The sequence below is a fragment of the Microcoleus sp. T3_A4 genome, assembly GCF_036700465.1.
GTDB lineage: Bacteria > Cyanobacteriota > Cyanobacteriia > Cyanobacteriales > Microcoleaceae > Microcoleus.
In genome coordinates this window covers 91,568-115,112 of the sequence record NZ_JAUBOY010000023.1, presented here as the reverse complement: position 1 = coordinate 115,112, position 23,545 = coordinate 91,568, and the positions used below count along the sequence as shown (strand labels likewise).

The window sequence follows — 23,545 nt, the reverse complement described above, 5'->3', positions numbered from 1 at the left end:
AATAATTTGACTGAGGGGGCTTTTACTACCGATCGCCTGGAGTTGTTAAAACTTTTATCTGCCCAAATTGCTATTTCCATTGAGAATGCTCAACTTTACGAGCAATTAGGGGAATACTCGCGAACGCTGGAACGTAAGGTTATAGAAAGAACGCAAGAATTGGAACAGGAAATGGCTGTCAGAATGCAAACAGAAATAGCCTTGGGCAAGTCTGAGGAAAAGTTTTCTACAGCCTTTCGTTCCAGTCCTAACCCGATCGCGATCGCCCGATTCGCAGATGGACGCTACATCGAAGTGAACGACAGTTTCCTCAGCACTTTTAGTTACTCTCGCGAACAGGTAATTGGTTTTACAGCAAGGGATTTGAATCTTTGGGTTAATTTAGAAGAACGTGACAGATACAGACAACTATTGCAAGAATCAGGAGTGGTTCGCAATCAGGAATTCGATTGTCGTACTTCATCAGGCGAGGTGAGGAAGATGCTGGTATCAGCAGATATTATTGAGCTGGGTGGAGAAGCGTGTATTCTCTTAGTCACTAACGACATTACCGATCGTCAAAGGGCAGAAGAAGCGCTCAAAGAAAGCGAGGCTAAATACCGTGACTTAGTTGAAACATCGCAGGATATGATTTGGTCAGTTGATGTTGAAGGGCGTTATACCTTCGTCAACGCTGCCGTCCAACAGATTTTTGGCTACAGCCCTGAAGAAATGATAGGGCGAAAATTCAGTGAGTTTCAGATACCTGAACAACTTCCCAAAGATAACGAGATATTCCAACGTATGCTGAATGGAGAGTCCGTATTTCAGTATGAAACCATACAATTAGCTAAAGATAGTAGACCTATCAATCTCCGGTTTAATTCACTTGTAGTGCGGGATTCCGAGGGAAATATTCTAGGAATAACTGGCACAGCCAGCGATATTACGGAGGACAAAAAAGCAGAGGCAGCCTTACAACAAGCCAAAGAAGTTGCAGATGCGGCTAACAAGGCTAAAAGCGAATTTTTATCAAAAATGAGTCACGAATTGCGAACTCCCCTCAATGCAATTCTCGGCTTTACCCAAGTGCTGGGACGCGACTCATCCCTTTCTCACATACAGCAGGAACAGATCGCCATCATTAGTCGTTCTGGCGAGCATTTGCTGACGCTGATTAATGACGTTCTGGAAATGTCTAAAATCGAGGCAGGTCGGATTACATTAAATCCTACTAGCTTTGACCTGTATCATTTGCTCCATTCTCTCCAAGAAATGCTCAAACTCAAAGCTGATTCTAAAGATTTACAGCTCAGTTGGCACATCAATTCTAACATTCCTCAGTATGTAAAAACTGACGAAAGCAAATTGCGTCAAGTCTTAATTAATCTGCTAGGAAATGCGATCAAGTTTACTACGAAGGGAAGTGTGACACTTCGGGTTACAGCAATTGAGAAACAAAAGTCCCCAACAGACAACGAACCACGGACTATTACGTTTGAAGTGGAAGACACTGGCCACGGCATTGCTCCTACTGAGATAGGCTCTCTATTTAAGGCTTTTGTACAAACTGACGCGGGTCGGAAATCTCAAGAAGGAACTGGCTTGGGTTTACCCATCAGCCGACAATTCGTACAACTGATGGGAGGAGATATTACCGTCAGCAGTACCTTGAATCGAGGAACAATTTTTAGTTTTGATATCCACATTAGCTCCCCTGAGATGGCTGAAGTTCAACCTCGACAATCAAGAAGGCGGGTAATTGGTTTAGAACCCAACCAACCCTCATATCGCATCTTGGTGGTTGATGATAAATGGGAGAGTCGTTTGCTATTGGTTAATCTTCTCGAACCGCTTGGCTTGGAGGTGCGCGAAGCGGAAAATGGTCAAGAAGCTATTACAATCTGGGAAACTTGGAAACCTCACCTAATTTGGATGGATATGCAAATGCCTGTGATAGACGGGTATGAGGCTACCAGACAAATTAAAGCCAAGATTCAAGATGAGGCTACCCCGATTGTTGCGTTGACCGCTAGCGCTTTTGAGGAAGAGCGAGCCATTGTTTTATCATCAGGCTGTGACGATTTTGTGAGCAAGCCTTTCCAAGAAGAAGTTATTTTTGCCAAAATGGCTGAACATTTAGGGGTACAGTATATTTATGAAGATTTACCGAACTTTACATTATCTCAGCTTGAGGGTCAAGACTTGAGTGTAAAAGAAGGAGAAAAAACTGAAACTTTAAGGACAACTTTGGCGACAATGCCTACGGATTGGGTGAGACAGTTACATCATGGAGCTATCGATGCTGATGCCGGCCTGATTTTAAGTTTAGTATCCACAATCCCTGAATCCGATACTTTTTCTGCGGAGATTCTCACCGATTGGATTCATAATTTTCGCTTTGATAAAATTACTGACTTAACCGAACAAATTATCCCATGAACAACCAGCAATTAGCATCTCATGTTGCCAATCTTTTAGTGGTTGACGATACCCCCGACAACCTGCGTCTTTTATCGACTATGTTGAGCGACAAAGGATATAAAGTTAGGGGGGTAATCAACGGGGAAATGGCATTAAAAGCAGCGCGTTCCACCCCGCCAGATTTGATTTTACTGGACATCACGATGCCCCAGATGAACGGCTATGAAGTTTGCCAACATTTAAAAGCGGATGGCAGAACTTCGGGTATTCCAGTTATTTTCTTGAGCGCCCTAGATCGAGTTTTGGATAAAGTCAAAGCATTTGCTGTGGGAGGAGTAGACTACATCACCAAGCCATTTCATTTAGAAGAAGTTTTAGCTCGTGTCGAAAATCAACTAACTATTCAGCGTTTGCAAAAAAAATTGTACGAGCAAAATGCGCGATTGCAGGAGTCCGAGGCTAAAGAGCGGAAGAAATCCCAACAACTAGAGCTGGCTCTACAACAGTTACAAAATGCACAAGCTCAACTCATCCAAAGCGAGAAAATGTCAAGTTTAGGGAATGTCGTAGCAGGGGTAGCTCACGAAATTAACAATCCGATTAGCTTCATTAAAGGGAACCTCTCTCCGGTAACGGAGTACACTCAAGATTTGCTGAGGCTGGTGCAACTCTACGCAGAAGATTTTCCCAATCCCACAGCCGCTATCCAGGAACAACTGGAGGCAATCGATTTCACTTTTCTCAGGAATGACTTGCCGAAGCTAATTGCTTCTATGAGAATAGGAGCTGACAGAATCGGAGAAATAGTGCAATCGCTGCGGAATTTTTCCCGACTCGATGAATCTGAGTTGAAAGCGGTGGATATCCATGAAGGGCTGGAAAGTACGCTGATGATTTTGCAGCATCGGCTGAAAGATGAAGTAGACCAAAGGATAATTAAAGTGGTAAAAGAGTATGATGATCTGCCAAAGATAGAATGTTATGCGGGGCAAATGAATCAGGTTTTTATGAACATCCTGAGCAATGCGATTGATGCGTTGCAGTCACAAAAAAGTTGGGCCAAAGAGGCAGATGATAACAGCCCAATCCCTACTATCACTATTTGCACGAAGTTACTCTCCGATTTTCGAGTGGGTATTTATATTACTGATAATGGGCCGGGCATAACCGAAGATATTCAACAACGCATATTTGAGCCATTTTTTACAACGAAGCAAGTGGGCAAAGGAAAGGGTTTGGGGTTATCGCTTAGCTATGCTATTGTAGTGGACGACCACGGCGGGCAACTCCGTTGTTTTTCGATACCGGATCAAGGAGCGACATTAGCCATCGAAATTCCGATTCAATACTCTAAAAAATGTTTTTCTAAAGAAAATTTGGTCGGCTTATAAGCCACACTAAAATCCAAGTAGTCAAAAAGGGTGTAAAATCAGGAATCGTGTTTATTTATGAGTCAGTTTATTTGCAAGTTTTACACAAATTTCTATTAATCACAATTTGATACTCTTAGTCACAGAGTCCGAAACCTTTTCCGGCAACGCTCCTTAAATTCCCAAAGCTCGCCGACTTTTTTTTTCCGTAGCTTATGCACGCACTCTCAAACCCAAAATAATGATGAATTTCTACCCTCATTTTTTTTCGGCAAAAACCATAGCAATTGTTTGTGCAATTGCTGCGTTTGTTGTCATTGCTAGCAAAGTTTTTGCCACAACAATCGATTATGCACCGCTATTTAAAGAAACTAGCTTTTACAGTACGACGATATCTGCTAATAACGATTTAGCTGACATTTATTATCCTAAACCCTCCGATCTTAATTCCGGTAATTACTCTTTCCCCATTGTACTTTTATTGCAAGGTGCGCTTGTAGATAAATCATTTTATTCAGATTACGCTAGCCACGTGGCGCGGTACGGCTTTGTGGTAGTCGTTCCGAACCATTTGCGCCCTTCGCCCTTCAATCCCAGTTCACCCCCTAATTTGGCGTCGGAAACTTCGCAAATTGCGGCGGTTTTGTCGCAAATGGCGATCGAAAACAAAAAGCCCACATCTCCGATCGCGTCTGTTATCGATACGCAGCGCCTTGGTTTATTAGGTCATTCTTTTGGTGGTGCAGTGGGGTTATCCGTGATTGCTAATAAATGCCTCCCAGAATTGTATTTGTGTCAAGAGCCATTTACGCGCCCGAAAGAATTATTAGCGGGTGCATTTTTTGGAGCTAACTTGCGGAATCCCATTGCTAATGAATTTGTACCCATCGCTAATGATGGCATTGCAGTGGCGTTGATTCAAGGCGATATCGATGGTGTCGCCCTGCCCGATCGATCTCAAAGCACCTTTGACCAAATTCAAACACCACCCAAAGCTTTGATTACTGTTATGGGTGCAAATCACTTTAGCATCACTAATGTTAATAACCCTGCGGGTGCGAACCCCGATCGCAATACTGCTACCTTAGAGCGAGCCGTGGGTATTGAAACGATCGCCCGTTGGAGCGCGCTATTTTTGCGGGCAAATATGCTTAAAGATCGATCGGCATTTGAGTATATTTACTCTCAAGGTGACGCCCTCGATCCGAATGTCCGTGTTACCACCGTCGCAGTTCCCTAACCATCTTCTAAGTCGCTACCTAAAAAAACGTAATATAGATTAAGGCTAATAGATAGTGTGCCTACATTTTTATTATTTGGCATCACTGATCTGACAGACCGCGAGCACTATATTGTTTTAACCATCTATGTACAGTAATTCTATGTACACCTAAACGTTCAGCTACATCTGTAAGGCTTTGAATCGCTCCAGTTTTTAACCAATAAAGTGCCTAATTTTTTTGTTTATTAGGTAGAGTTCGCTGCTCTGAAAAACTTATTTTTAACTCGTCTGCTGCTGTTAAATCAATTCTTTCTTAGTAGTTTAGTTTCATAAAGTATTCCTCAAACTTGGTTCTTCATTTTAGGATTTCATTTGGTATAATATTATTATTAACTAAATTTCCCTTTTCAGTAACCTCAGCCTGCAGCTTAAAGACTAGCAACGTAATATCATCAAACACTTTCTGCTTACCGATATATTGCCGTACATCTACAATCACCGCCTCCTTAACTTCAGCAGCCGACTTGTGCCAATTTTGACTAATCACTTCACACAGTTGCTTAAGTCCATACTGCTTTTTGCCGATGTTATAGGCTTCTGGAATGCCATCAGTATATAGCACCACGCCATCTCCAGGTTCTAGCTCAATCAGGATGTGACTGATGAAGCCTGCGATATCATCATCTAAAGCGATCGGGAAACCTAAATCCATCGTGTCGATGCGCTCAACTTCTCCATTTTTTCGCACCACTAGCGTTTCTTCATGCTGACCGCTGATGCTAATCAGTCCTTCGGAGTAGCTCAAAATCGCCAGCGTCAGACTTTTCTCAGAATTCATGCGCTTTACGTTTTTGTAGAGGGTACGGTTGAGTACATCCAGGAATCGAACGGGGTCTAGTCCACGAATCTCTTGCAGGGTGCGAACTGAGGTTTGCGCCATCAGCATCAGAATGCCACTCTCCAGGCCATGTCCGGTGACATCACCGATCGCCAGTGTGACCACACCATCGATCTGTAGCACGTCGTAGTAGTCGCCTCCTACTTCATCGGCGGATTCCATGTATGCGGCGATATCTAGTCCGTCAATTTCCAATTCCTCGGGGTTGGGCAAAATCATTTGCTGGATCTGACGCGCCACATTCAATTCTGCACCTAAACGGAGGTTGTCTACTTTGAGTTTTTCGTTGAGGGTAATGATTTCCTGATTAGCATTAGCGAGTTCTGCTGTTCGTTCTTTAACTTTGTCTTCCAGGGTTTCAAAGGATTCTTGAATTTGCCTCGCCATGCTGTTGAAGGATCGTGCCAGCAGCCCGATTTCGTCTCGCGATCGCATCTTCACACGCATATCTAAGTGACCCGCCGTAAACTGGGCAACGGCTTGGGTGAGGTAAATCACAGGCTTTGTTAATAGTTGTGCGATCGCCAAAGCGATGATAGTTACAATTGTGGCGATGATTGCTAATAAAAGAAGTGCATCCTGTATTTGTTTTTCTACAGGTGCTAGGGCAACGGCAATGGGTTGTGCGAAAAGAACTGACCAAGGTTTATATTTCAGGCGGGCGATCGCTAAGAGGCTCAACTCATTATTACCCGTAGCTGCCAATCGTGTGGTTAGATAAGGCTGTTTAGTGTCTAAAGCTTGCTTGAGGTCGGGCAAATTGATTGCAAGTTCTTTCGTGAGAGTCTTAGGCAAACGCCCTTCGCGTTGCAGTTTCGCTACAACATTGGGTGACAAAGGCACAATCGATTTGAAAAGGAGTTCAGGTGTAGTGCTATGTGCCAGATGGATATAGTTTTCATCTAAAAGAACTGCTAAGGATTTCGCACCTGCGCGTTCAGTTTCCCGAGTCACCAACTGCTGGACAGATGTGGCATTGTATGTCACCCGCAATACACCCAATATATTTTTCTTTGCATCGCGAACAGGACTGCTAAAAAAAAGCGTAGCGAGGTTGGGAATTGTCGTCGATTGCCTAATACTAGAAACAAAAGGTAGTTGAGTTTTGAGGGGTTCTTGGAAGTAATCTTGACCGGATTCATCTCGTCCAACACCCGATGTCTTCGTATCGAGTACATTCTGTCCCTTTAAGTTGAGCAAGGCATAGGAGATAATATTAAGCATATCTTTGCGACTAAGGCGGCTTAAGGTTTCAGTCGCTAACATCTCTTGGGGACTACCATTTCGCCGTTCTGGAGGTAGGCCCAGATAGGTAGCCAAACCTGGTAAAAGCGCTTCTACGCGCACGGCATTGAGATTCCCATCGATAAACCCATCTATTCTGTAAGCGGTTTCGTTAGCCGCCGCAGATAGGGCTTGTCGTGCGTTGTCGGTCAATGCCTTTTCAGTTGTCTGCTTGTTAATAAATGCTAACAGCAGTAATGGAATCAGAGCAACGAGGAGAAACGACAGGATTAACTTTGTACGAATGCTTTTGAAGAAAGAGCGCTTCATGGTTTCCGACTACGAGGGGGGGTTAAAAAAGAAGAATTGAACAAGTTTTCTAGATTGGGAAGGCGCGTCACATTGCCTGTGCGAATAAAAAAGTCCGCATATTTTTTGGCGGTTTTGTATATATAATTAGGACTGTCTGATTGAAAGAAGTTTTGATTTGTTGCCAGGTCAGTAAAGTCTATTCCCTCGAAAGAGATTGTCTTGATGGGAATATTCAGCGCTTTGCTCACGATCTCCTTTCCTTCGGGAATATTTGCTTCCCAATATGACAAGCCTTGAAGCCAGCCTCGCACAAAGGCGCGAATATCTTCGGGGCGATCGCGTATCACCTCACCCCGAAATGCGACCAAATCTAAAATTAAGCCTGGGGTTTGTTTGCTTGTAAACAGGATATGCGCCCCTAATTTTAATGCTTCAGAAAGATACGGTTCCCAAGTGTGTCCTGCTTGGATAGCATTGTTTTGTAAGCGATCGGGAACTTCTAAAGCCTCGACTTGAACCAGGCTAACATCATCGCTCGTCAGTTTAAAGGTTTTCAACATCTCAGTAACGAAAACCTCGCTAAAGCTGCCTAGATTTGCACCAAGCTTTTTTCGTTTTAAGTTAAGAATTGTTTTAATCTCCGATTGTGCGACTACCACATCTGCACCTGTCGATTCATCCAAAACCATCACAGCTTGCATATCAGGATTTGTGGCACTCAATATCACCAAATCGCCCAAGGTCAATCCGATCGCATCATACTTCCCTGCACTGAAATCCGCGTCTTGCAATTGTGAGTAGTCTACATAGCTCAGTTCCACGTCTATCCCTTGCGCTTTGAAGAATCCTTTCTCTTGAGCAATGATGAGAGGTGTATAGCTAACAAAAGGGACAAAAGATACTTTTAGGGGAGGACGTTTTACTTTTAGGGCTTCCGGGGAATGACAAGCAAACAGCAGCCAGCCGGTAATAATAAATATACAGATGTAAGAGAGTAGTTTAGACATACTATCTAGAGAATTCCTGGTGTAGAAAAGGCGACTCATATTTGCTTGCACCCGATCGACCTAAGTGCATCGTCGACAATCGCCGCTAAACCTGTTCCGGTGGCAATATCTAGAACAAGCTGGCTTGATCGCACTTTGACCAATTCTACTAACCGAGTTGCAGCTTGTTTGTGAAATTCATTTTCCTAGTCGGGGCGGTTGTTGAAGTCATTGAGAATCTGCGGTTTGTAGGCACTTAGCGAGTCAGTCATGCCACATTACTGGTTTAACTTTCTACATTGTGCCAGTTAAGGTCGATCGCGACTCTCCGCGCAGGTGACATCAGCCGGCAATCTCTACAATGCCCGCCCATGTATGCAAAACCGCTACCGAGTATCAACTCTTCGGCAACAAACACCCGCCCAATTGGGATCGCGAAGCTGTAATCCGCTACAATCTGTGTTTGGTAAAGAATTTTTACAAGTTCACAGCCCATTACAGCCTTTGCGGCTTGTACTACCCAACCTGCCTGAAAATATGGATTTTGCTACTCTTGCTGCCCAGCTAAATGCTGGAACTATCTTGCCAGAGGGAATTGTCATCATCACCCTCTTGGTGGTTCTCGTCGGCGATTTAATCGTAGGCCGCAGTTCCTCGGGTTGGACTCCCTACGTTGCCGTTGCGGGTTTGTTGGCCGCCGTCGCTGCCTTGTGTTTGCAGTGGGATAACGTTGATACCATCTCGTTTCTAGGCGGTTTTAACAGCGATGCCTTGAGTTTAGTGTTTCGTGGCATTATCGCTTTGACTGCGGCTGTCACTATTTTGATATCCGTCCGCTATGTACTGCAAACTGGTACTGCTTTAGCGGAATTCATCGGCATTTTACTCACCGCTACTTTGGGGGGAATGTTCCTCAGCGGCGCTGATGAATTGGTGACGATTTTTATTTCGTTGGAAACTCTGAGTATCTCGTCTTATTTGCTGACGGGTTACACAAAACGCGACCCGCGTTCCAATGAAGCTGCTTTGAAATATTTGTTAATTGGGGCTTCTTCTTCGGCAGTGTTTCTCTACGGGCTTTCGCTGCTGTACGGGTTGTCGGGCGGCGAAACTCAGTTAAGTGCGATCGCGGCTAACCTTTCTACTGTCAATGAAGGTCAATCTCTCGGTTTGGTGATTGCTTTGGTTTTTGCGATCGCCGGCATCGCCTTCAAAATCTCTGCCGTTCCCTTCCACCAATGGACTCCTGACGTTTACGAAGGTTCTCCTACACCCGTTGTTGCCTTCCTTTCTGTCGGTTCCAAAGCAGCCGGTTTTGCCCTAGCAATCCGCTTGTTAACAACTGCTTTCCCCGCACTTATCGAACAGTGGCACTTCGTGTTCACGGCCTTAGCCATTCTCAGCATGGTGTTAGGAAATGTGGTTGCCCTCGCCCAGACTAGCATGAAGCGGCTTTTGGCTTATTCGTCGATCGCCCAAGCCGGTTTTGTGATGCTGGGTTTGATTGCAGGAACAGAAGCCGGTTACTCCAGCATGATATTTTATCTGTTGGTTTACCTGTTTATGAACTTGGGTGCTTTCGCCTGCATCATCCTGTTCTCGCTGCGGACTGGAACCGACCAAATTAGCGAATACTCAGGTTTGTACCAAAAAGACCCGCTGTTAACTTTAGCCTTAAGTATTTGCCTGCTTTCTCTCGGTGGAATTCCGCCCCTGGCTGGATTTTTCGGCAAAATCTATCTGTTCTGGGCCGGCTGGCAAGCAGGACTTTACGGCTTAGTTATTCTGGGATTAATTACCAGCGTAGTTTCGATTTACTACTACATCCGCGTTGTCAAGATGATGGTAGTAAAAGAACCTCAAGAAATGTCAGACGCGGTAAAAAATTATCCCGAAGTTCGCTGGAACCTTCAGGGAATGCGGCCTTTGCAAGTCAGCGTTGTACTCACTTTGGTTGCGACAACATTGGCGGGAATTTTGTCGAACCCTTTGTTTAATTTGGCTAATGATGCTGTTACCAAAACTCCCATGTTGCAGTCGGCTTTGAGTCAGGTGCAACCTGTTGTGGGTGCGAAAATTGAATCGAATTTGGTGTCTCGCCGGGATTAATTTTTCCTGTTTGTGAAATAGTGGAAAACGCCTGACTCTTTGCAGTTGGGCGTTTCTTTTTTGTTGTGATATACTGTTAATTATGATTTTTAACCGCAGATGTAGCCAGATTAACGCAGATTAACGCAGATAAAAGTTAGTACAGAGGCAACAATGTTAGTACAAAGTAAGGGAAAGTTTTATACTCCAGATGAGTACCGGGAGTTAGAGGAAACTGCTGAGTTTAGAAATGAATACCGCGATGGAAAAATTGTACAAATGAGTGGTGGTAGTATTAATGACAGCCGGATTATCCGAAATTTGAGTAGAGTCTTGGGAAATTTGCTTGAGGGGCAGCGCTATGAGCTTTTTCACAACGATTTGCGGTTGTGGATTCCTCGGTACAGACGGGGAACTTACCCGGATGTGATGGTGATTGAAGGGGAGCCAGTTTTTACCGAGGGACGCAGTGATGAGATCCTCAATCCGATGCTCATCGTGGAAGTGCTTTCTAAGTCTACCAAAGATTTTGATCGAGAGGATAAGTTTCGGTTTTATCGATCTATCCCTGAATTCTGTGAATATGTGTTAGTCAATCAATCTGAGTTTTTAGTCGCACAATATATTAAAACAGAATCGAATGAATGGTTATTTCGGGAATATGAGGGAGAGACAGCAACCGTTTCTTTTGCTTCCTTGGGAGTGCAAATGTCGATGAGCGAGATTTATGCAAAAGTGGTATTTGAAAGCCAGGAAACGGAAGTGCAGCAGTAAAATTCATGCTATGGGGTGATGCAATGTCTAGCTTGGTAACAGTAAAACAATAATAAGTTGGTGGGTGGTCAGGACTTGAGTCTTCTAATTTTTATGAGGGAAGATATGGTTAACTACCGAATTGTCGAAACTTTGACTGACAGCCAGGTTTCAGACTTGATGGATTTGTACAAAAACGAGTTTTGGAGCGACAAGCGGACGCGGGAGGATGTGGTGAAAATGCTGGCTTCTACTGATGTTATCATTGGTTTTGTCGATGAGAGCGATCGACTAATTGGCATTTCCCGCGTCATTACCGATTTTGTCTACAGAGCCATGATTTTTGATGTCATCATCAAGCCGACACACAGAAAGATGGGACTGGGTGCGAAGTTGATGGATGCAGTTTTAAGTCATCCTGAACTGCAAGCTGTCGAGCATTTTTATCTTAATTGTTTGCCGCACATGATGCCGTTTTACGAGCGTTGGAGTTTCAGTGATGATATGGGGGAACTTAAGTTTTTGCGGCGAACAACAGGCTGAACTCAGGTTGTTGAAAGCTCCAGTTTTTCTCTAATTGCGTCTTCTTTGAAACCTACTAAAACAGCCGTTCCATCTTTAACGAAAAGAGGACGTTTCAGCAGCATAGCATCCTTAGCAAAAGCCTCTACCCACTGTTCGCTAGTCCAATTTTTCTTGTCATCGCCTAAAGCGCGGTAAGATTGACCAGAAGTATTTCGCATGGGTTGAAAACCCAAAGCAGCTACCCAGCTTTGAATTGTTTCGCGAGTCGGCGGGTGTTCTTTTGTGTTAATAAACTCGTAATTAACATCGCTATCTTTGAGCCACTGGAAAGCTTTTTTGCAGGTTCCGCAATTGGGGATTCCGTAAACTTGAATTGACATAATGACTGTTGACTGTTGACTGTTGACTGTTGACTGTTGACTGCTGACTGTTGGCTAATAACAACTGACAACTGACTACTGACTAATGACTACTGACTAATCTAGCTTGTTGAACCCATTTTTGCACGCGATCGACTGAAGGAGTCAAGTCATTGCGCTGCATCGTCGCTACGTGCAGCCTTAAAACTTGTTGATGCAATCTTTCCACGGGCATTTGAGCCAATTGAGCCGGCGAAGCAACACCCGCGTGCAGTAACAGCCCGCAATACTGACAGCCTACACTCGGAATTCGAGCCAAATTAGCCATCGCTACCCATTTATTAACATATTGAATGTTAATCTGTAATTGATGGGCTAGCAACACTTTCGCCGCCTGCGTTTTCGTCATGCGAATTAGTTGTCCGGTTGTGGTGATGCTGCACTCTTCCAGTTGAGATTGGTTTTCCTTGCTCAATCCCGGTAAATGTGAGATCGGCCAGTCGCGTACTTGCACAGAAGTTTGAGGAGCTTTATGAGAAATTTTCATGTTTTTTCAGTTAATTTTACTTATACTTTAAAGTCTCATATATCAAACAGTCAATAGAGGATCTCGCTCACGTCACCCAATCAACAAAAACCAGACCAAGGAATTTGACTAATTGCGGGTGTTGTGACATTTTTGCTAATTGCTTGCAGAGTAGCACTTTCAGCCTGGTTTTACTGAGTGGCGATCAGGCTTACTGTTTAACCAAATCATCCCGGCGATGACGAGAAAGACTATAAAAAAGACAGCCTATAAATGCTAGCAAAAAAGAAGTGACCGATGAGGATTTTATCAAAAATGCCTGCCAAGTTGGCAGTCCGAATTTTAGTTCTTTAATGCTGAGAATGCAAAAACTTGTGGCTGACTGCAAACCCAACTCAAAATTATAGGTTTTTACCCATGACAATTACACAAGGTGATGATTTGTTAACTAATACTTTACAGCAACGGCGGCAACAACTGGCTAGTTTAATTAATTTTCCGGTAATTTTATGGTCGGGACGCAGCATTCCTCGCAATTATCCGGCACTTACTTATCCATTTCGTGCCAGCAGTCACTTTTTATATTTTGCTGGTTTGCCCTTAGAAAATGCTGCCATTCGCTTAGAATCGGGCAAATTAGAATTGTTCTTAGATGACGCACCTGCTAGCAGCACGCTTTGGCACGGAGAAATGCCGAAAAGAGCAGAAATTGCCGAACTAATTGGGGCTGATGCTGCTTTCCCAATGACCGCATTGAAATCGCGATCTACAAATGCAGCAACGATCGCAGTTCAGGATTCTTGGACTCAGTTGCAACAGTCTCAAATTCTAGATCGCCCTCTGGCACCGCCCAATTCGCCAACCGGAATCGACCTAGAATTAACCAAGGCGATCGTATCTCTGCGCCTGAGCCACGACGCAGCCAGTTTGGTCGAATTGCGTCAAGCTGCCGCTGTTACTGTAGAAGCTCATAAAGCGGGTATGGCCGCAACTCGAAATGCTCAAATTGAAGCAGGGGTGCGCGCTGCAATGGAAAGTGTCATCATCTCCAAAAATATGACCTATGCCTATCCCAGTATCGTTACAGTACATGGAGAAGTCCTGCACAGCGAACATTATCACAATCCCCTACAAACCGGAGATTTGCTGTTAGCAGATCTTGGTGCGGAAACATCGACGGGATGGGCGGCTGATGTGACTCGCACTTGGCCGGTTTCTGGCAAGTTTTCTCCGACTCAAAGAGCGATTTATGATGTAGTTTTGGCAGCACACGATGCTTGTATTGATAAAATTATTCCGGGGGTGGAATATCAAGATATTCACCTGTTAGCTGCTAGAATTATGGCGGAAGGATTAGTTGATTTGGGCATCTTGCGCGGCAATGTTGAAGATTTAGTAGAGATGGATGCTCACGCGCTGTTTTTTGTACATGGTATCGGACATTTAATCGGTTTGGATGTTCACGATATGGAAGATTTAGGCGATTTGGCTGGCTATGAAGAAGGAAGAACCAGAAGCAGTCGGTTTGGGTTGGGATTTTTGCGGTTGAATCGAGTTTTGCGTCCCGGAATGCTGGTATCGATCGAACCGGGATTTTATCAAGTTCCGGCAATCTTAAATAACCCAGAAAACCGCGCCAAATATGAATATTTCGTAAACTGGGAGGATTTGGAAAAATTTGCAGATGTGCGGGGGATACGCATAGAAGATGATATACTTGTCATCAATGACGGTAGAGAAGTATTGACAGGGAAATTGCCCACAAAAGCTCCGGAGATTGAGGAGTTAGTTGCGGTAAATACGTAAGTATAGCTTACTTCGATCACACATACGCAGTTCCATCAGGGGTGAAAAACAATAAATAAAGATGAATAAAGATTGGCCAACAAGTCTTTTGATATTAGTTAAAAAAGTGCTCTCGCAAGTCAGAAAATTCGCAGCAATAATACTTCCACGCAGTGTTCGTAAACCTATATCCTCGCGGCCTCCCATGCAAGCTGCACCTTTGCCCAGCAACGAAGAAGAGAGGCTAGAAGCACTTCACCGCTACAACATTCTCGACACAGAAGCTGAAGCCGCTTTTGATGATCTAACAGCTTTAGCATCTTATATTTGTGGCACTCCTATTGCTTTAGTAAGCTTAATAGATTCTAACCGACAGTGGTTTAAATCCAAAGTGGGTCTGGAAGCGCCCGAAACTCCGAGAGAGTCAGCTTTTTGCGCCCACGCTATTTTAAATCCCAACGAATTGCTAGTGGTACCCAATGCTTTAGATGACGATCGCTTTGTCGGCAATCCGCTAGTAACTTCTGATCCCAATATTCGATTCTATGCTGGAGCCCCCCTAGTAACTCCTGACGGTTATCCGATCGGCACTTTGTGCGCGATAGATACAGTTCCTCGTAATCTCACCCCACAACAGCTAGAAGCGCTGCGGACTTTAGGACGGCAAATTATCAACCACATGGAGTTGCGAATAAATCTGACTAAATTAAAGCGCGCACAGATCAAGAACAAACAAGTAGAAGAGAAACTCCGTTCTACCGACGAGCAAATTGTCAATTTTTTAGAAGGAATGAGCGATGCTTTTTTTGCTTTCGACACCCAGTGGCGATTTACTTACATCAATTACAAAGGGTCCCAATTTTTGAAGCGCTCGCAGGAAGAACTTTATGGTAAAAATTTTTGGGAAGAGTTTCCCGAATTCGTAAATTCGGATTTTTATAAAGAGTATCATGGAGCTGTAGCCAAACAAATTGGAGTGGCTTTTGAAAAATATTATCGTCCCTTAAAAGTGTGGTTGGAAGTCCGGGTTTTTCCTTCTCACGACGGCATTTCTGTGTTTTTTCATGATATAACCAAGCGCAGGCAGATGGAATCTGCACTCAGGAAAGAACAGAAAAAAACTGAAAGTTTACTGCTAAATATTTTGCCCGAACCGATCGCTCACAGGTTGAAGTACAAACCGGGGGTGATTGCAGACAAGTTTGAAAAAGCCACAATTCTTTTTGCTGACTTGGTGAATTTTACCCAAATTTCTACTACCATGTCCGCCACTAAATTAGTGTACTTGCTGAATGAAATTTTCTCAGCTTTTGATCAACTGAGTGAGAAGCACGGCTTAGAAAAAATCAAGACGATCGGGGACGCTTACATGGTAGCAGCCGGTATTCCCATTGAGCGTCCAGACCACGCAGAGGCGATCGCCGAAATGGCGCTGGATATGCTAGCAGCAATTAAGGAATTAAATGTGAAGCTAGACGCCAAATTTGACCTCCGCATCGGGATTAATAGCGGCCCGGTGGTAGCGGGGGTAATCGGCACTAAAAAATTCATTTACGATTTGTGGGGAAATGCCGTGAATACAGCCAGCCGCATGGAATCTCACGGCATAACAGGTCGCATTCAAGTCAGTCACTATACTTATGAGTTGCTGCAGGATAAATATGAATTTGAAGATCGTGGCGAGATCGAGATTAAAGGTAAAGGGGAAATGCGGACTTATTTTCTGACTGGTAGAAAAACAGTAAGCGATCTCAAAATCTCAGAGTAAATAAAACTAAGACTTGAAAGTACCTGATTGTTGAGGGAAACTCTGCAGGCTGCGATTAATCCCTTCTTCGGCGCGATCGTCCTGTGGTAGAACGGCTGCTGCAGATCAACCAAATAAGATTATGCTATAGACAGAGATATCCGAGCAATTCTATGCGCGGTACTCGAGGTTATATAAATACTAAGTTGAAGTCGTCGGAGCCTTTAATAATGGTTCAATTTCATATTCAAACAGATAGCGATATTCCAGCATCCACCCAACTATTCAATCAAATCAGGTTTGCGATCGCCTCGCGACAATTTCCGCCCGGACACCGCTTGCCCAGCACCAGACAGCTAGCCATGCAGACAGGTTTGCACCGCAACACCATCAGCAAAGTATACCGACAGCTCGAAAATACCGGACTCGTAGAAGCCCAAGCAGGATCGGGCATTTACGTCCGCGCCCTAGGCAACGAACACGGCAACAAACTCAAATCTCCGATCCTCGAAGAATATCCCCTTGCCAACAAAATAGTGCAAGGAAGTATCGATCAACTGCTGGGACAGGGCTGTACGCTCAACCAAGCGAGGGAATTATTTTTGGCAGAAATTGACTGGCGGCTCAGGTGCAGCGCCCGCGTGGTCGTCACAGCCCCCACAGAAGACATCGGCGTGGGTGAACTGATGGCGAAAGAACTCGAACAAGCTCTTCGCATTCCCATACAGTTAGTGCCGATGGAACAGCTCGGTACTTTTTTGGATCAAATCTCTTCGGGAACTGTGATCACGAGTCGATATTTTATCGGAGAAGCAGAATCGATTTCGGCACCGCGTTCTGTGCGAGTTATTCCCGTAGACATCTACGACTACAGCCAGGAAATCCAGCTAGTGGGGAGTTTGCCCAAAGACAGTTATTTGGGTCTCGTCAGCCTGAGTCCGGGAATGCTACGATCGACCGAAGTCATCATCCACAGCATCCGGGGAGAGGATTTGCTGGTGATGACGGCCTTGGTGTCAGACGAGTACAAGATTAACTCGATCGTGCGATCGGCTAGAACAATTTTTTGCGACCAACCGAGTTTTGCTACAGTAAAAGCTGCCATCAATGCGGCTAGAGAAGATATTATTCGTCCCCCGCAACTGATATGCTCCGAAAATTACATCGGATCTAAGTCGATTAATTTGCTCAAGCGCGAGTTGGGCTTGGGATAAGTCAGTTGACAGTTGACAGTTGACAGTTGACAGTTGACAGTTGACAGTTGTTGTTCTAATTTCCAATAACCAATTCTCAATTCTCGATTACCAATAACCAATTACCATTACCAATTACCAATTATCCATGACAATTGAAATCCAACCTTCAATTAATGTTAAAACGGCGATCGAAAGCCGCCGCGCCGCCCGCAGCTTCAAACCAGATCCGATTCCCCCAGCCATATTGGCAGAGATTTTGCGGTTGGGAGTGCGATCGCCCTCTGGTTACAACTTGCAGCCTTGGCGGTTTATCGTACTTCAAGACCCAGCGAGCAAACAAAAATTAAAAGCTTGCGCCTTCGATCAGCGCCAAGTGGTAGAAGCCCCAACAGTATTAATTTGCTGTGGCGATCGACGCGCCGCCGGCCCCGAAAATACCGAAGCCGTCATCGAATTGGGCAAAGCAGCAGGCGCAATGAATGACAATTTAGCTGGTTATATGCGACAAGCAATCCCGCAATTGTTCGAGAACCGTCCCTGCTTCGATTCCCTAGAAACTTGGACAAACAGACATACAATGCTCGCCGTAGCTCACTTAATGATTGCAGCTAAAAGTTTTGGGCTAGATAGTTGTCCGATGGAAGGTTTTGTCAGCGCTAAGGTGAAAGAAGCCTTTCAAATTCCAGAAGAAGTAGATGTTTGCTGTTTGCTGCCGCTTGGTTATGCAGCAGAACCTTTCAAACAATATGGCGGACGTTTTGACGTGACTCAAGTTTATTACAGCGAAAGTTATGGACAGGCTTTGCAAGCTGAGATTTGAGAGTTAAGATTTTGTTGCAACTTTAATTTTTAGAGTTAAGAATTGGAACGAATCGGTACTCAAGTTCAAACAAATCAAAAAAGCCGATTGTTCTCCAATCTAACATCTAAAATTCCCAATCTAAAATCGCAAGTGGTGAGATCAGACAGAGGAAAAAATATGACAATAGCAACGCGACAAAGCAACGCACAAATTCTCGAAGTAAAATTGCAGCAACACTTGCAAGCAGCCGGATTTAAAAACTTACCGCTTTATATTAGTTGCGATTTTCGAGATGAATCTTTAACGGTTGTGGGAGAACACCCGCGCAGTTTAGTTCTCAAAGCCAAACCGACTTTTGCGGTGTTAGAAGCAGCAATTCTTGAAATAGAACCAGAATCTATTCAACAGATTGGACTTTGCCTAAAAATTACCGGGCAAAAACAGCCTTATGCTTTCCATTCTTTTACCATGCACAACCCTGTTTTGTCAAGACCAAAAACAGTGCAGTTGTTCAAAAAAACCGAGAATATCCCCGCAGAAGAAACCGGGATAGTCTTAACAGAAAATGTTGCCGAGACGGCAGATGTAGAGGAGGAGATACCGTTAGAAACAGATGGGAAAGATGCGTGGGATGAAGAATATTTCCCCAATTTGTCTGAGAGTTCGAGCAATTCCGATCCGATCGCCTTTAGGGTAGCTGCAATCCCGGCAGATATTGGAGATAATCCCTTCAATCCGCTGGATATGGAAGCGGTAACAGTTGCCCAAAAACCCAAGCATTCACCGTTTGCGATGCTGGCTGCTGCAGGAATCATCAGTGTCGCCGCGCTAGTTTTGGCAGGCGGTTATTATATGCTGAGCCGGCCCTGCGTCATCGGAGGATGTAGTGCTTTAGCTAATGCCAAACAGTTGAGCGAGAATTCGACGAAGACTCTAAAAACGTCAAAAGTTGCCAACAGCCCCCAAGAAGCCCAGCGACAGTTAAAACAGGCGATCGCCCTTTTGGAACCGATTCCCTCTTGGTCAATTCATCGCGGTGAAGCTCAAAGCGCTCTGGAAAACTACCGTTCGCAAAATCAGAATTTAAACTCTGCGATCGATGCAGCGCGCCTCGCACAGTCAGCAACCCAGAAAACCCAAAATCCGCCTTATTCTGCCGAGGACGGGCAGGAAGCGCAAGCTCTGTGGCAAAGTGCGATCGCCGAACTCGGAGAAATCCCCACAGACAGTCCAGTTTATGCTTTTGCTCAGAAAAAAAAGCAGGAATACCGGAAGAATGTAGCAACAGGAAATCGGCAGTTAAGCACAGAGAAACAAGCCGAAAAAACGCTGCTCGCCGCCAAAAGTAGAGCCCAAATAGCAGAAGCTCGCGAAGCCGTAGCTCAGACAGCCGAGACTTGGGATCAAGTGCAATCAGGTTGGGAAGAATCCCTCGACATCCTATCAGAAATTCCCACGAACACGACATCTTACCAACAAGCTAAACTGCTAGTTCCCAAATACGAAACCAAACTTTCAGAAGCTCGCGAGCGCAAAAATGTCGAAGGAATTTCGGAAAATGCGTATACTCAAGCTGTGACTTTAGCAGCGGAAGCTCAAATTTTTGAGGGCAAAAACGCCTGGTTTAAAGCATCAGAATCCTGGCGAAGAGCTTTGAGTTACGCGGAGCAAGTGCCGGCAGCAACTGCATATTCCCAGAAAGTCCAACCGCTGATCGCTTCCTACAAAACTTCTTTGCAGCAAGCAGAAGTAAAGTTGCAGGAAGAAAGGAACCTGCAAAAAGCCCGCACCGATTTAGATAGAACTTGCAAAGGCAACCCCAAGATTTGCGACTATACTGTTAGCAAAGATTTGATTGCGGTGCAGATGACTCCAGGTTACGTGCAGAAATTGCAACAAACTTTCATTCAAGCAAACAACAACAATGCTGTGAAGTCTCGCCAAGCTGTAGAAAAGCACGTTCAAACGTTGCAAAAAGCTTTGGAGGCGATCGCCGAAAACGCCAAAATCCCGATGCAGGTGTACGATGGTGAAGGCAAGCGGATTGGGAGTCACGAACCGAAGTAGTTGTAGTTGTAGGGTGCGTGAGGGCAAAAAATCTGTCTGAACGATCGCAATATTTACACTCACGCACCCCCAGCAATTTCATCCACCGTCAATCCCGCTTGAAAAACTTGTTGTGCCGTCAAATTTAACTCGGGAAAAGCTGCGGATTCGATGTTGTCCTCTCCCCGAAATTGACTAACTTCATACTCACCATCAACCAACCGATAAATAGAAATAGTCGGTTGTTTTGGGTTGCCAATAAACCGACGGCCGCCCAAACCGAGATAATCCACAATCCAGTATTCAGGAATCCCGATTAGTTCGTATTCCCCTACTTTTCTGATGTAGTCATCTTGCCAGTTGGTGCTAACTACTTCAATAACCAGCGGAATTGATGCCCCTTGAGTCACAGTTGAGAATTTTTGCCACAAAGGTTCTGATGCTAAGTTGGGGCGATTTAAGATCGGAATATAGGGCGAATAAGCTGATTCGTTTTCCGGCGGCTTAACTAATGCTTGTTTGGGGATGAAGTACGGCAGGTTTAGGCGATCGAATTCGACGGTCAATTTTCTTGCTAAAAAACCGATAACTTCTTCATGGTCTCCTAATGGCTGTGACATTTCAACAATCTCTCCATTGTGCAGTTCATAACGTCCATTTTATGGCTTCCATTCCGCAAATTCTTCAAAAGTTAGCGTTTTAGTTGCTATTTGAATCATGGTTATTCTCCTGAATTATGGGCGGGCGGGCTAGAAGCCCACCCCACAAAAAGTGAACTCTTGTGGAACAGGCATCTTGCCTGTTCAATAAAATAAAGGCAAATGCAAGTTCCTACCGATATTATATTCCCAATTCTCTTCGACCCAATGCCCAATGCCCTGTTTGGCCAATGCCCAATTCCCAATTCCTAATTCCCAATGCCCAATTACCATTTTATCAATTGTGCATCTTGATTAAAAAACTTCCGGGACAATCCCTCAGTCAAAAGCAGAGTTGCAATTACAGTTGCCAGCGCTAACACAAACATAATCAAAATCTGGTAAGATGCTGCATCGAGAGGACTGACACCGCTCAGCATTTGACCTGTCATCATTCCCGGTAAAGTCACGATTCCTACCACTGTCATTGTATTTAAGAGCGGGATTAATCCAGCTTTGATCGCATCTTTGCGGTACTGTTTTACTGCTTGCTGCGGCGTCGAACCTAAACTTAAATGGGTTTCTATTTCTAACTGACTGCTATTAACTGTACTCACAAGTCTTTCGCCCGCGATCGCCCCGGAGTTCATGGCATTGCCCAAAATCATACCCGCTAAAGGAATCAGGTATTGTGGTTCGTACCAAGGGTCAGGTTGCAAAATTAGCAAGTTTGTATAGGCGAGAGTCAAGGCCGTACTGATAAAAATTGAACCCCAAACTAACGGCAGTAAGTTCTTGATTTTTTTGCTGATGCGGTTGCTGGCAACCATGCTAGCTGTTGTCAGCATGATTGCTAAAACTGCTAAAACCAGCCAAGGATTTTTCCCCTCCGGGTCAAATATGACTGCGAGTACGTACCCGACTAAGATTAGCTGGATCAGGGTGCGCCCTGCGGCGATCGCGATCGCCCCCTCCAGCCCCAATCCCTGCCACGCCGAAAGCCCGATCGCGATCGCCACCATCCCCAAAGCCCAACCCAAATCTGTCAAATCTAGCAGAATTAACACCGGCCCACCCTTTCGATAATGTGATTGTTTGCCTGTCCAAATATAAGATATTGCAATAAAGGTTTCTGAGAAACAGTTTTGCTGCAAGAATTTGCTTTGATAATGCTTGAAATTTATGGTGTGAAGAGTGAATAATGTTCCCCCCCTCGACTTAACCCGCCAATACGCGCAGATTGGCGACGAGATAACCGCTGCAGTCCAAAAAGTGCTTGCCTCTGGCGGCTACGTAGGCGGCCCAGCCGTAAAGAGTTTTGAACGAGAGTTCGCCGACTACATCGGCGTTTCCGAGTGCGTAGGCTGCAACTCCGGCACCGATGCCCTGATTTTGGCCTTGCGAGCTCTCAAAATTGGCCCCGGCGATGAAGTGATTACCACTCCTTTTACCTTTTTTGCTTCCGCTGAGACAATTAGCGCCGTCGGCGCCACTCCAGTATTTGTCGATATTGACAGCGAGACTTTTAATCTGGATGTGGAGCTCCTCGAAGCGGCAATTACCGAAAAAACCAAGGCAATTATGCCAGTCCACATCTTCGGCCAACCGGTAGACATGACTCGGCTGATGGAAATTGCGACTCGGCACAATTTAGCCGTAATTGAAGATTGCGCCCAATCTGTCGGGGCCGAGTGGCAATCTCGAAAAGTCGGCAGCATCGGTCATGTCGGCTGCTTCAGTTTTTATCCGACCAAAAACTTAGGCGCTTGCGGTGACGGTGGCGCAGTCACGACAAACGATCCTGCCCTCGCAGCTTCGATGCGAGTGCTCAAAGAACACGGACAGTCTTCTAGATATTTCTACGAAGAAATCGGGTACAACAGCCGTTTAGATGCCCTGCAAGCAGTGATTCTCAGCATTAAATTGCGGTATCTCGACAGTTGGAACGCGCAGCGGCAGGAGAAAGCGGCACTTTACAGCGAATTTCTCTCCCGCGTGCCCGGAGTTGCCGTCCCCAAAGAATTGCCCGAAGCAAAAGGAGTTTGGAATCAATACACGATCCGGCTGACAAGTCCAGAAGACGCGCAAAATCCCTCTGGCAATTTTCGAGATTGGATGCGGGCTCAGTTGCAGGAAGCTGGCATCGGTTCGATGGTTTACTATCCGTTACCTTTGCACCTGCAACCTGTTTACAAATCTTTAGCTTATCAAGCAGGTCAATTGCCAAAGGCTGAGCAAGTTTGTCGCGAAGTCTTGTCTTTGCCGATGTTCCCGGAACTGTCGAGGGATCAACAAGAGCGGACGATTTATGGTCTGAAAGATTGCTTGGCAAAGGCCGATCGCATCCGGTAGCTTTGGCGCGATGGCATCAGCGAGGGAAATGCAGGAGGAGAAAAGAATTGCAGGGTTGCAGTGGTGGGAGAATGTGCAGGGTTGAGGGAGAGCTGTTAAGTATTTTGACCGATCACTTGTACTTTTATGTACTATATTTAATGAAAAGAAACAAATTTAGGCTAGCAATCCGCCTCGCACGGGTGCATTTTCCGCTCGCCTAAAACTTGAAATGCGATCGGTCAATGATGAAGAAGGAAGAAGGAAGAGGGAAGAGGGAAGAACGAAGAAGGAAGAACCAAGAACGAAAACTAAATAATATTTGAACTTTCGA

Annotated in this window: 19 protein-coding genes and 1 pseudogene; 12 read left to right on the top strand and 8 right to left on the bottom strand. The window is 44.9% G+C overall.

The features are described 5' to 3' along the window. The 3 genes from QUA07_RS14860 to QUA07_RS14850 all read left to right on the top strand — a co-directional run. The coding region (locus tag QUA07_RS14860) for a PAS domain S-box protein (RefSeq protein ID WP_333326329.1) at nt 1–2,421 on the top strand (2,421 nt) is incomplete at its 5' end. Beyond that, a complete protein-coding gene (locus QUA07_RS14855) occupies nt 2,418–3,794 on the top strand; it encodes a response regulator (RefSeq protein ID WP_333326327.1) in 1,377 nt (458 codons plus the stop codon). The genes QUA07_RS14860 and QUA07_RS14855, both read left to right, overlap by 4 nt. A 220-nt stretch (nt 3,795–4,014) precedes the next feature. Further along, nucleotides 4,015–5,013: a poly(ethylene terephthalate) hydrolase family protein gene (locus tag QUA07_RS14850; protein WP_333326325.1), complete on the top strand. Its 999-nt coding sequence runs from the start codon at nt 4,015–4,017 to the stop codon at nt 5,011–5,013. A gap of 82 nt (nt 5,014–5,095) precedes the next feature. Here the strand turns inward: QUA07_RS14850 and QUA07_RS14845 are convergent, their stop codons facing one another. The 4 genes from QUA07_RS14845 to QUA07_RS14830 all read right to left on the bottom strand — a co-directional run bounded on the left by QUA07_RS14845 (nt 5,096) and on the right by QUA07_RS14830 (nt 8,911). Further along, the gene (locus QUA07_RS14845; RefSeq protein ID WP_333326335.1) at nt 5,096–5,197 is read right to left on the bottom strand and encodes a helix-turn-helix domain-containing protein; all 102 of its coding nucleotides are present in this window, start codon (nt 5,195–5,197) and stop codon (nt 5,096–5,098) included. Nucleotides 5,198–5,350: 153 nt separating this feature from the next. Further along, the gene (locus QUA07_RS14840) at nt 5,351–7,447 is read right to left on the bottom strand and encodes a SpoIIE family protein phosphatase (RefSeq protein ID WP_333326323.1); all 2,097 of its coding nucleotides are present in this window, start codon (nt 7,445–7,447) and stop codon (nt 5,351–5,353) included. Next, a complete protein-coding gene (locus tag QUA07_RS14835; protein WP_333326321.1) occupies nt 7,444–8,436 on the bottom strand; it encodes an ABC transporter substrate-binding protein in 993 nt (330 codons plus the stop codon). The genes QUA07_RS14840 and QUA07_RS14835 overlap by 4 nt, the downstream gene beginning before the upstream one ends. Before the next feature lie 265 nt (nt 8,437–8,701). Continuing rightward, entirely contained in the window at nt 8,702–8,911 is a 210-nt protein-coding gene (locus QUA07_RS14830) for a hypothetical protein (RefSeq protein ID WP_333326319.1), read from the bottom strand. A gap of 41 nt (nt 8,912–8,952) precedes the next feature. On the opposite strand from QUA07_RS14830, the gene QUA07_RS14825 reads away from it, so the two are divergent. From QUA07_RS14825 to QUA07_RS14815, 3 genes are all read left to right on the top strand, one after another. After that, nucleotides 8,953–10,524: an NAD(P)H-quinone oxidoreductase subunit N gene (locus QUA07_RS14825; protein WP_333326317.1), complete on the top strand. Its 1,572-nt coding sequence runs from the start codon at nt 8,953–8,955 to the stop codon at nt 10,522–10,524. A 153-nt stretch (nt 10,525–10,677) separates the two neighbouring features. After that, nucleotides 10,678–11,277, top strand: a complete 600-nt coding sequence (locus QUA07_RS14820; RefSeq protein ID WP_333326315.1) for a Uma2 family endonuclease — start codon at nt 10,678–10,680, stop codon at nt 11,275–11,277. Nucleotides 11,278–11,382: 105 nt separating this feature from the next. Further along, nucleotides 11,383–11,799, top strand: coding sequence for a GNAT family N-acetyltransferase (locus tag QUA07_RS14815; protein WP_333326313.1), 417 nt, complete (start codon nt 11,383–11,385; stop codon nt 11,797–11,799). A gap of 2 nt (nt 11,800–11,801) precedes the next feature. Here QUA07_RS14815 and QUA07_RS14810 read toward each other — a convergent pair whose 3' ends face one another. Both QUA07_RS14810 and QUA07_RS14805 read right to left on the bottom strand, forming a co-directional pair. Further along, the gene (locus QUA07_RS14810; protein WP_333326311.1) at nt 11,802–12,161 is read right to left on the bottom strand and encodes a Spx/MgsR family RNA polymerase-binding regulatory protein; all 360 of its coding nucleotides are present in this window, start codon (nt 12,159–12,161) and stop codon (nt 11,802–11,804) included. Nucleotides 12,162–12,243: 82 nt separating this feature from the next. Beyond that, nucleotides 12,244–12,687, bottom strand: a complete 444-nt coding sequence (locus tag QUA07_RS14805; protein ID WP_333208691.1) for a DUF4332 domain-containing protein — start codon at nt 12,685–12,687, stop codon at nt 12,244–12,246. A 396-nt stretch (nt 12,688–13,083) separates the two neighbouring features. Here QUA07_RS14805 and QUA07_RS14800 point away from each other — a divergent pair, with 396 nt between their 5' ends. From QUA07_RS14800 to QUA07_RS14780, 5 genes are all read left to right on the top strand, one after another. Continuing rightward, nucleotides 13,084–14,472 carry an aminopeptidase P family protein gene (locus tag QUA07_RS14800; protein WP_333326309.1) on the top strand — a complete coding sequence of 463 codons (1,389 nt, stop codon included), beginning with the start codon at nt 13,084–13,086 and terminating at the stop codon, nt 14,470–14,472. Nucleotides 14,473–14,656: 184 nt separating this feature from the next. Next, nucleotides 14,657–16,219, top strand: a complete 1,563-nt coding sequence (locus tag QUA07_RS14795; RefSeq protein ID WP_333326307.1) for an adenylate/guanylate cyclase domain-containing protein — start codon at nt 14,657–14,659, stop codon at nt 16,217–16,219. 209 nt (nt 16,220–16,428) lie between these two features. Then, complete coding sequence (locus QUA07_RS14790; RefSeq protein ID WP_333084831.1) at nt 16,429–17,412, top strand: GntR family transcriptional regulator; 984 nt, start codon at nt 16,429–16,431, stop codon at nt 17,410–17,412. A gap of 127 nt (nt 17,413–17,539) precedes the next feature. Then, nucleotides 17,540–18,214 carry a nitroreductase family protein gene (locus QUA07_RS14785; protein ID WP_333084832.1) on the top strand — a complete coding sequence of 225 codons (675 nt, stop codon included), beginning with the start codon at nt 17,540–17,542 and terminating at the stop codon, nt 18,212–18,214. 159 nt (nt 18,215–18,373) lie between these two features. After that, nucleotides 18,374–20,263 carry a hypothetical protein gene (locus QUA07_RS14780; RefSeq protein WP_333326305.1) on the top strand — a complete coding sequence of 630 codons (1,890 nt, stop codon included), beginning with the start codon at nt 18,374–18,376 and terminating at the stop codon, nt 20,261–20,263. 59 nt (nt 20,264–20,322) lie between these two features. Here the strand turns inward: QUA07_RS14780 and QUA07_RS14775 are convergent. Further along, nucleotides 20,323–20,961 (bottom strand): annotated as a pseudogene (locus tag QUA07_RS14775) (Uma2 family endonuclease). A gap of 206 nt (nt 20,962–21,167) precedes the next feature. Continuing rightward, the gene (locus QUA07_RS14770; protein WP_333326303.1) at nt 21,168–21,947 is read right to left on the bottom strand and encodes an ABC transporter permease; all 780 of its coding nucleotides are present in this window, start codon (nt 21,945–21,947) and stop codon (nt 21,168–21,170) included. A gap of 127 nt (nt 21,948–22,074) precedes the next feature. On the opposite strand from QUA07_RS14770, the gene QUA07_RS14765 reads away from it, so the two are divergent. Beyond that, entirely contained in the window at nt 22,075–23,232 is a 1,158-nt protein-coding gene (locus QUA07_RS14765) for a DegT/DnrJ/EryC1/StrS family aminotransferase (RefSeq protein ID WP_333326301.1), read from the top strand. The last annotated feature ends 313 nt before the right edge of the window (nt 23,233–23,545 follow it).

Bases quoted from the DNA above. Each gene is read 5' to 3' on its own strand.
- QUA07_RS14855 (WP_333326327.1), top strand. From the start codon at position 2,418: ATGAACAACCAGCAATTAGCATCTCATGTTGCCAATCTTTTAGTGGTT.
- QUA07_RS14850 (WP_333326325.1), top strand. From the start codon at position 4,015: ATGATGAATTTCTACCCTCATTTTTTTTCGGCAAAAACCATAGCAATT.
- QUA07_RS14840 (WP_333326323.1), bottom strand. From the start codon at position 7,447: ATGAAGCGCTCTTTCTTCAAAAGCATTCGTACAAAGTTAATCCTGTCG.
- QUA07_RS14835 (WP_333326321.1), bottom strand. From the start codon at position 8,436: ATGTCTAAACTACTCTCTTACATCTGTATATTTATTATTACCGGCTGG.
- QUA07_RS14830 (WP_333326319.1), bottom strand. From the start codon at position 8,911: ATGGGCTGTGAACTTGTAAAAATTCTTTACCAAACACAGATTGTAGCG.
- QUA07_RS14825 (WP_333326317.1), top strand. From the start codon at position 8,953: ATGGATTTTGCTACTCTTGCTGCCCAGCTAAATGCTGGAACTATCTTG.
- QUA07_RS14820 (WP_333326315.1), top strand. From the start codon at position 10,678: ATGTTAGTACAAAGTAAGGGAAAGTTTTATACTCCAGATGAGTACCGG.
- QUA07_RS14815 (WP_333326313.1), top strand. From the start codon at position 11,383: ATGGTTAACTACCGAATTGTCGAAACTTTGACTGACAGCCAGGTTTCA.
- QUA07_RS14810 (WP_333326311.1), bottom strand. From the start codon at position 12,161: ATGTCAATTCAAGTTTACGGAATCCCCAATTGCGGAACCTGCAAAAAA.
- QUA07_RS14805 (WP_333208691.1), bottom strand. From the start codon at position 12,687: ATGAAAATTTCTCATAAAGCTCCTCAAACTTCTGTGCAAGTACGCGAC.
- QUA07_RS14800 (WP_333326309.1), top strand. From the start codon at position 13,084: ATGACAATTACACAAGGTGATGATTTGTTAACTAATACTTTACAGCAA.
- QUA07_RS14795 (WP_333326307.1), top strand. From the start codon at position 14,657: ATGCAAGCTGCACCTTTGCCCAGCAACGAAGAAGAGAGGCTAGAAGCA.
- QUA07_RS14790 (WP_333084831.1), top strand. From the start codon at position 16,429: ATGGTTCAATTTCATATTCAAACAGATAGCGATATTCCAGCATCCACC.
- QUA07_RS14785 (WP_333084832.1), top strand. From the start codon at position 17,540: ATGACAATTGAAATCCAACCTTCAATTAATGTTAAAACGGCGATCGAA.
- QUA07_RS14780 (WP_333326305.1), top strand. From the start codon at position 18,374: ATGACAATAGCAACGCGACAAAGCAACGCACAAATTCTCGAAGTAAAA.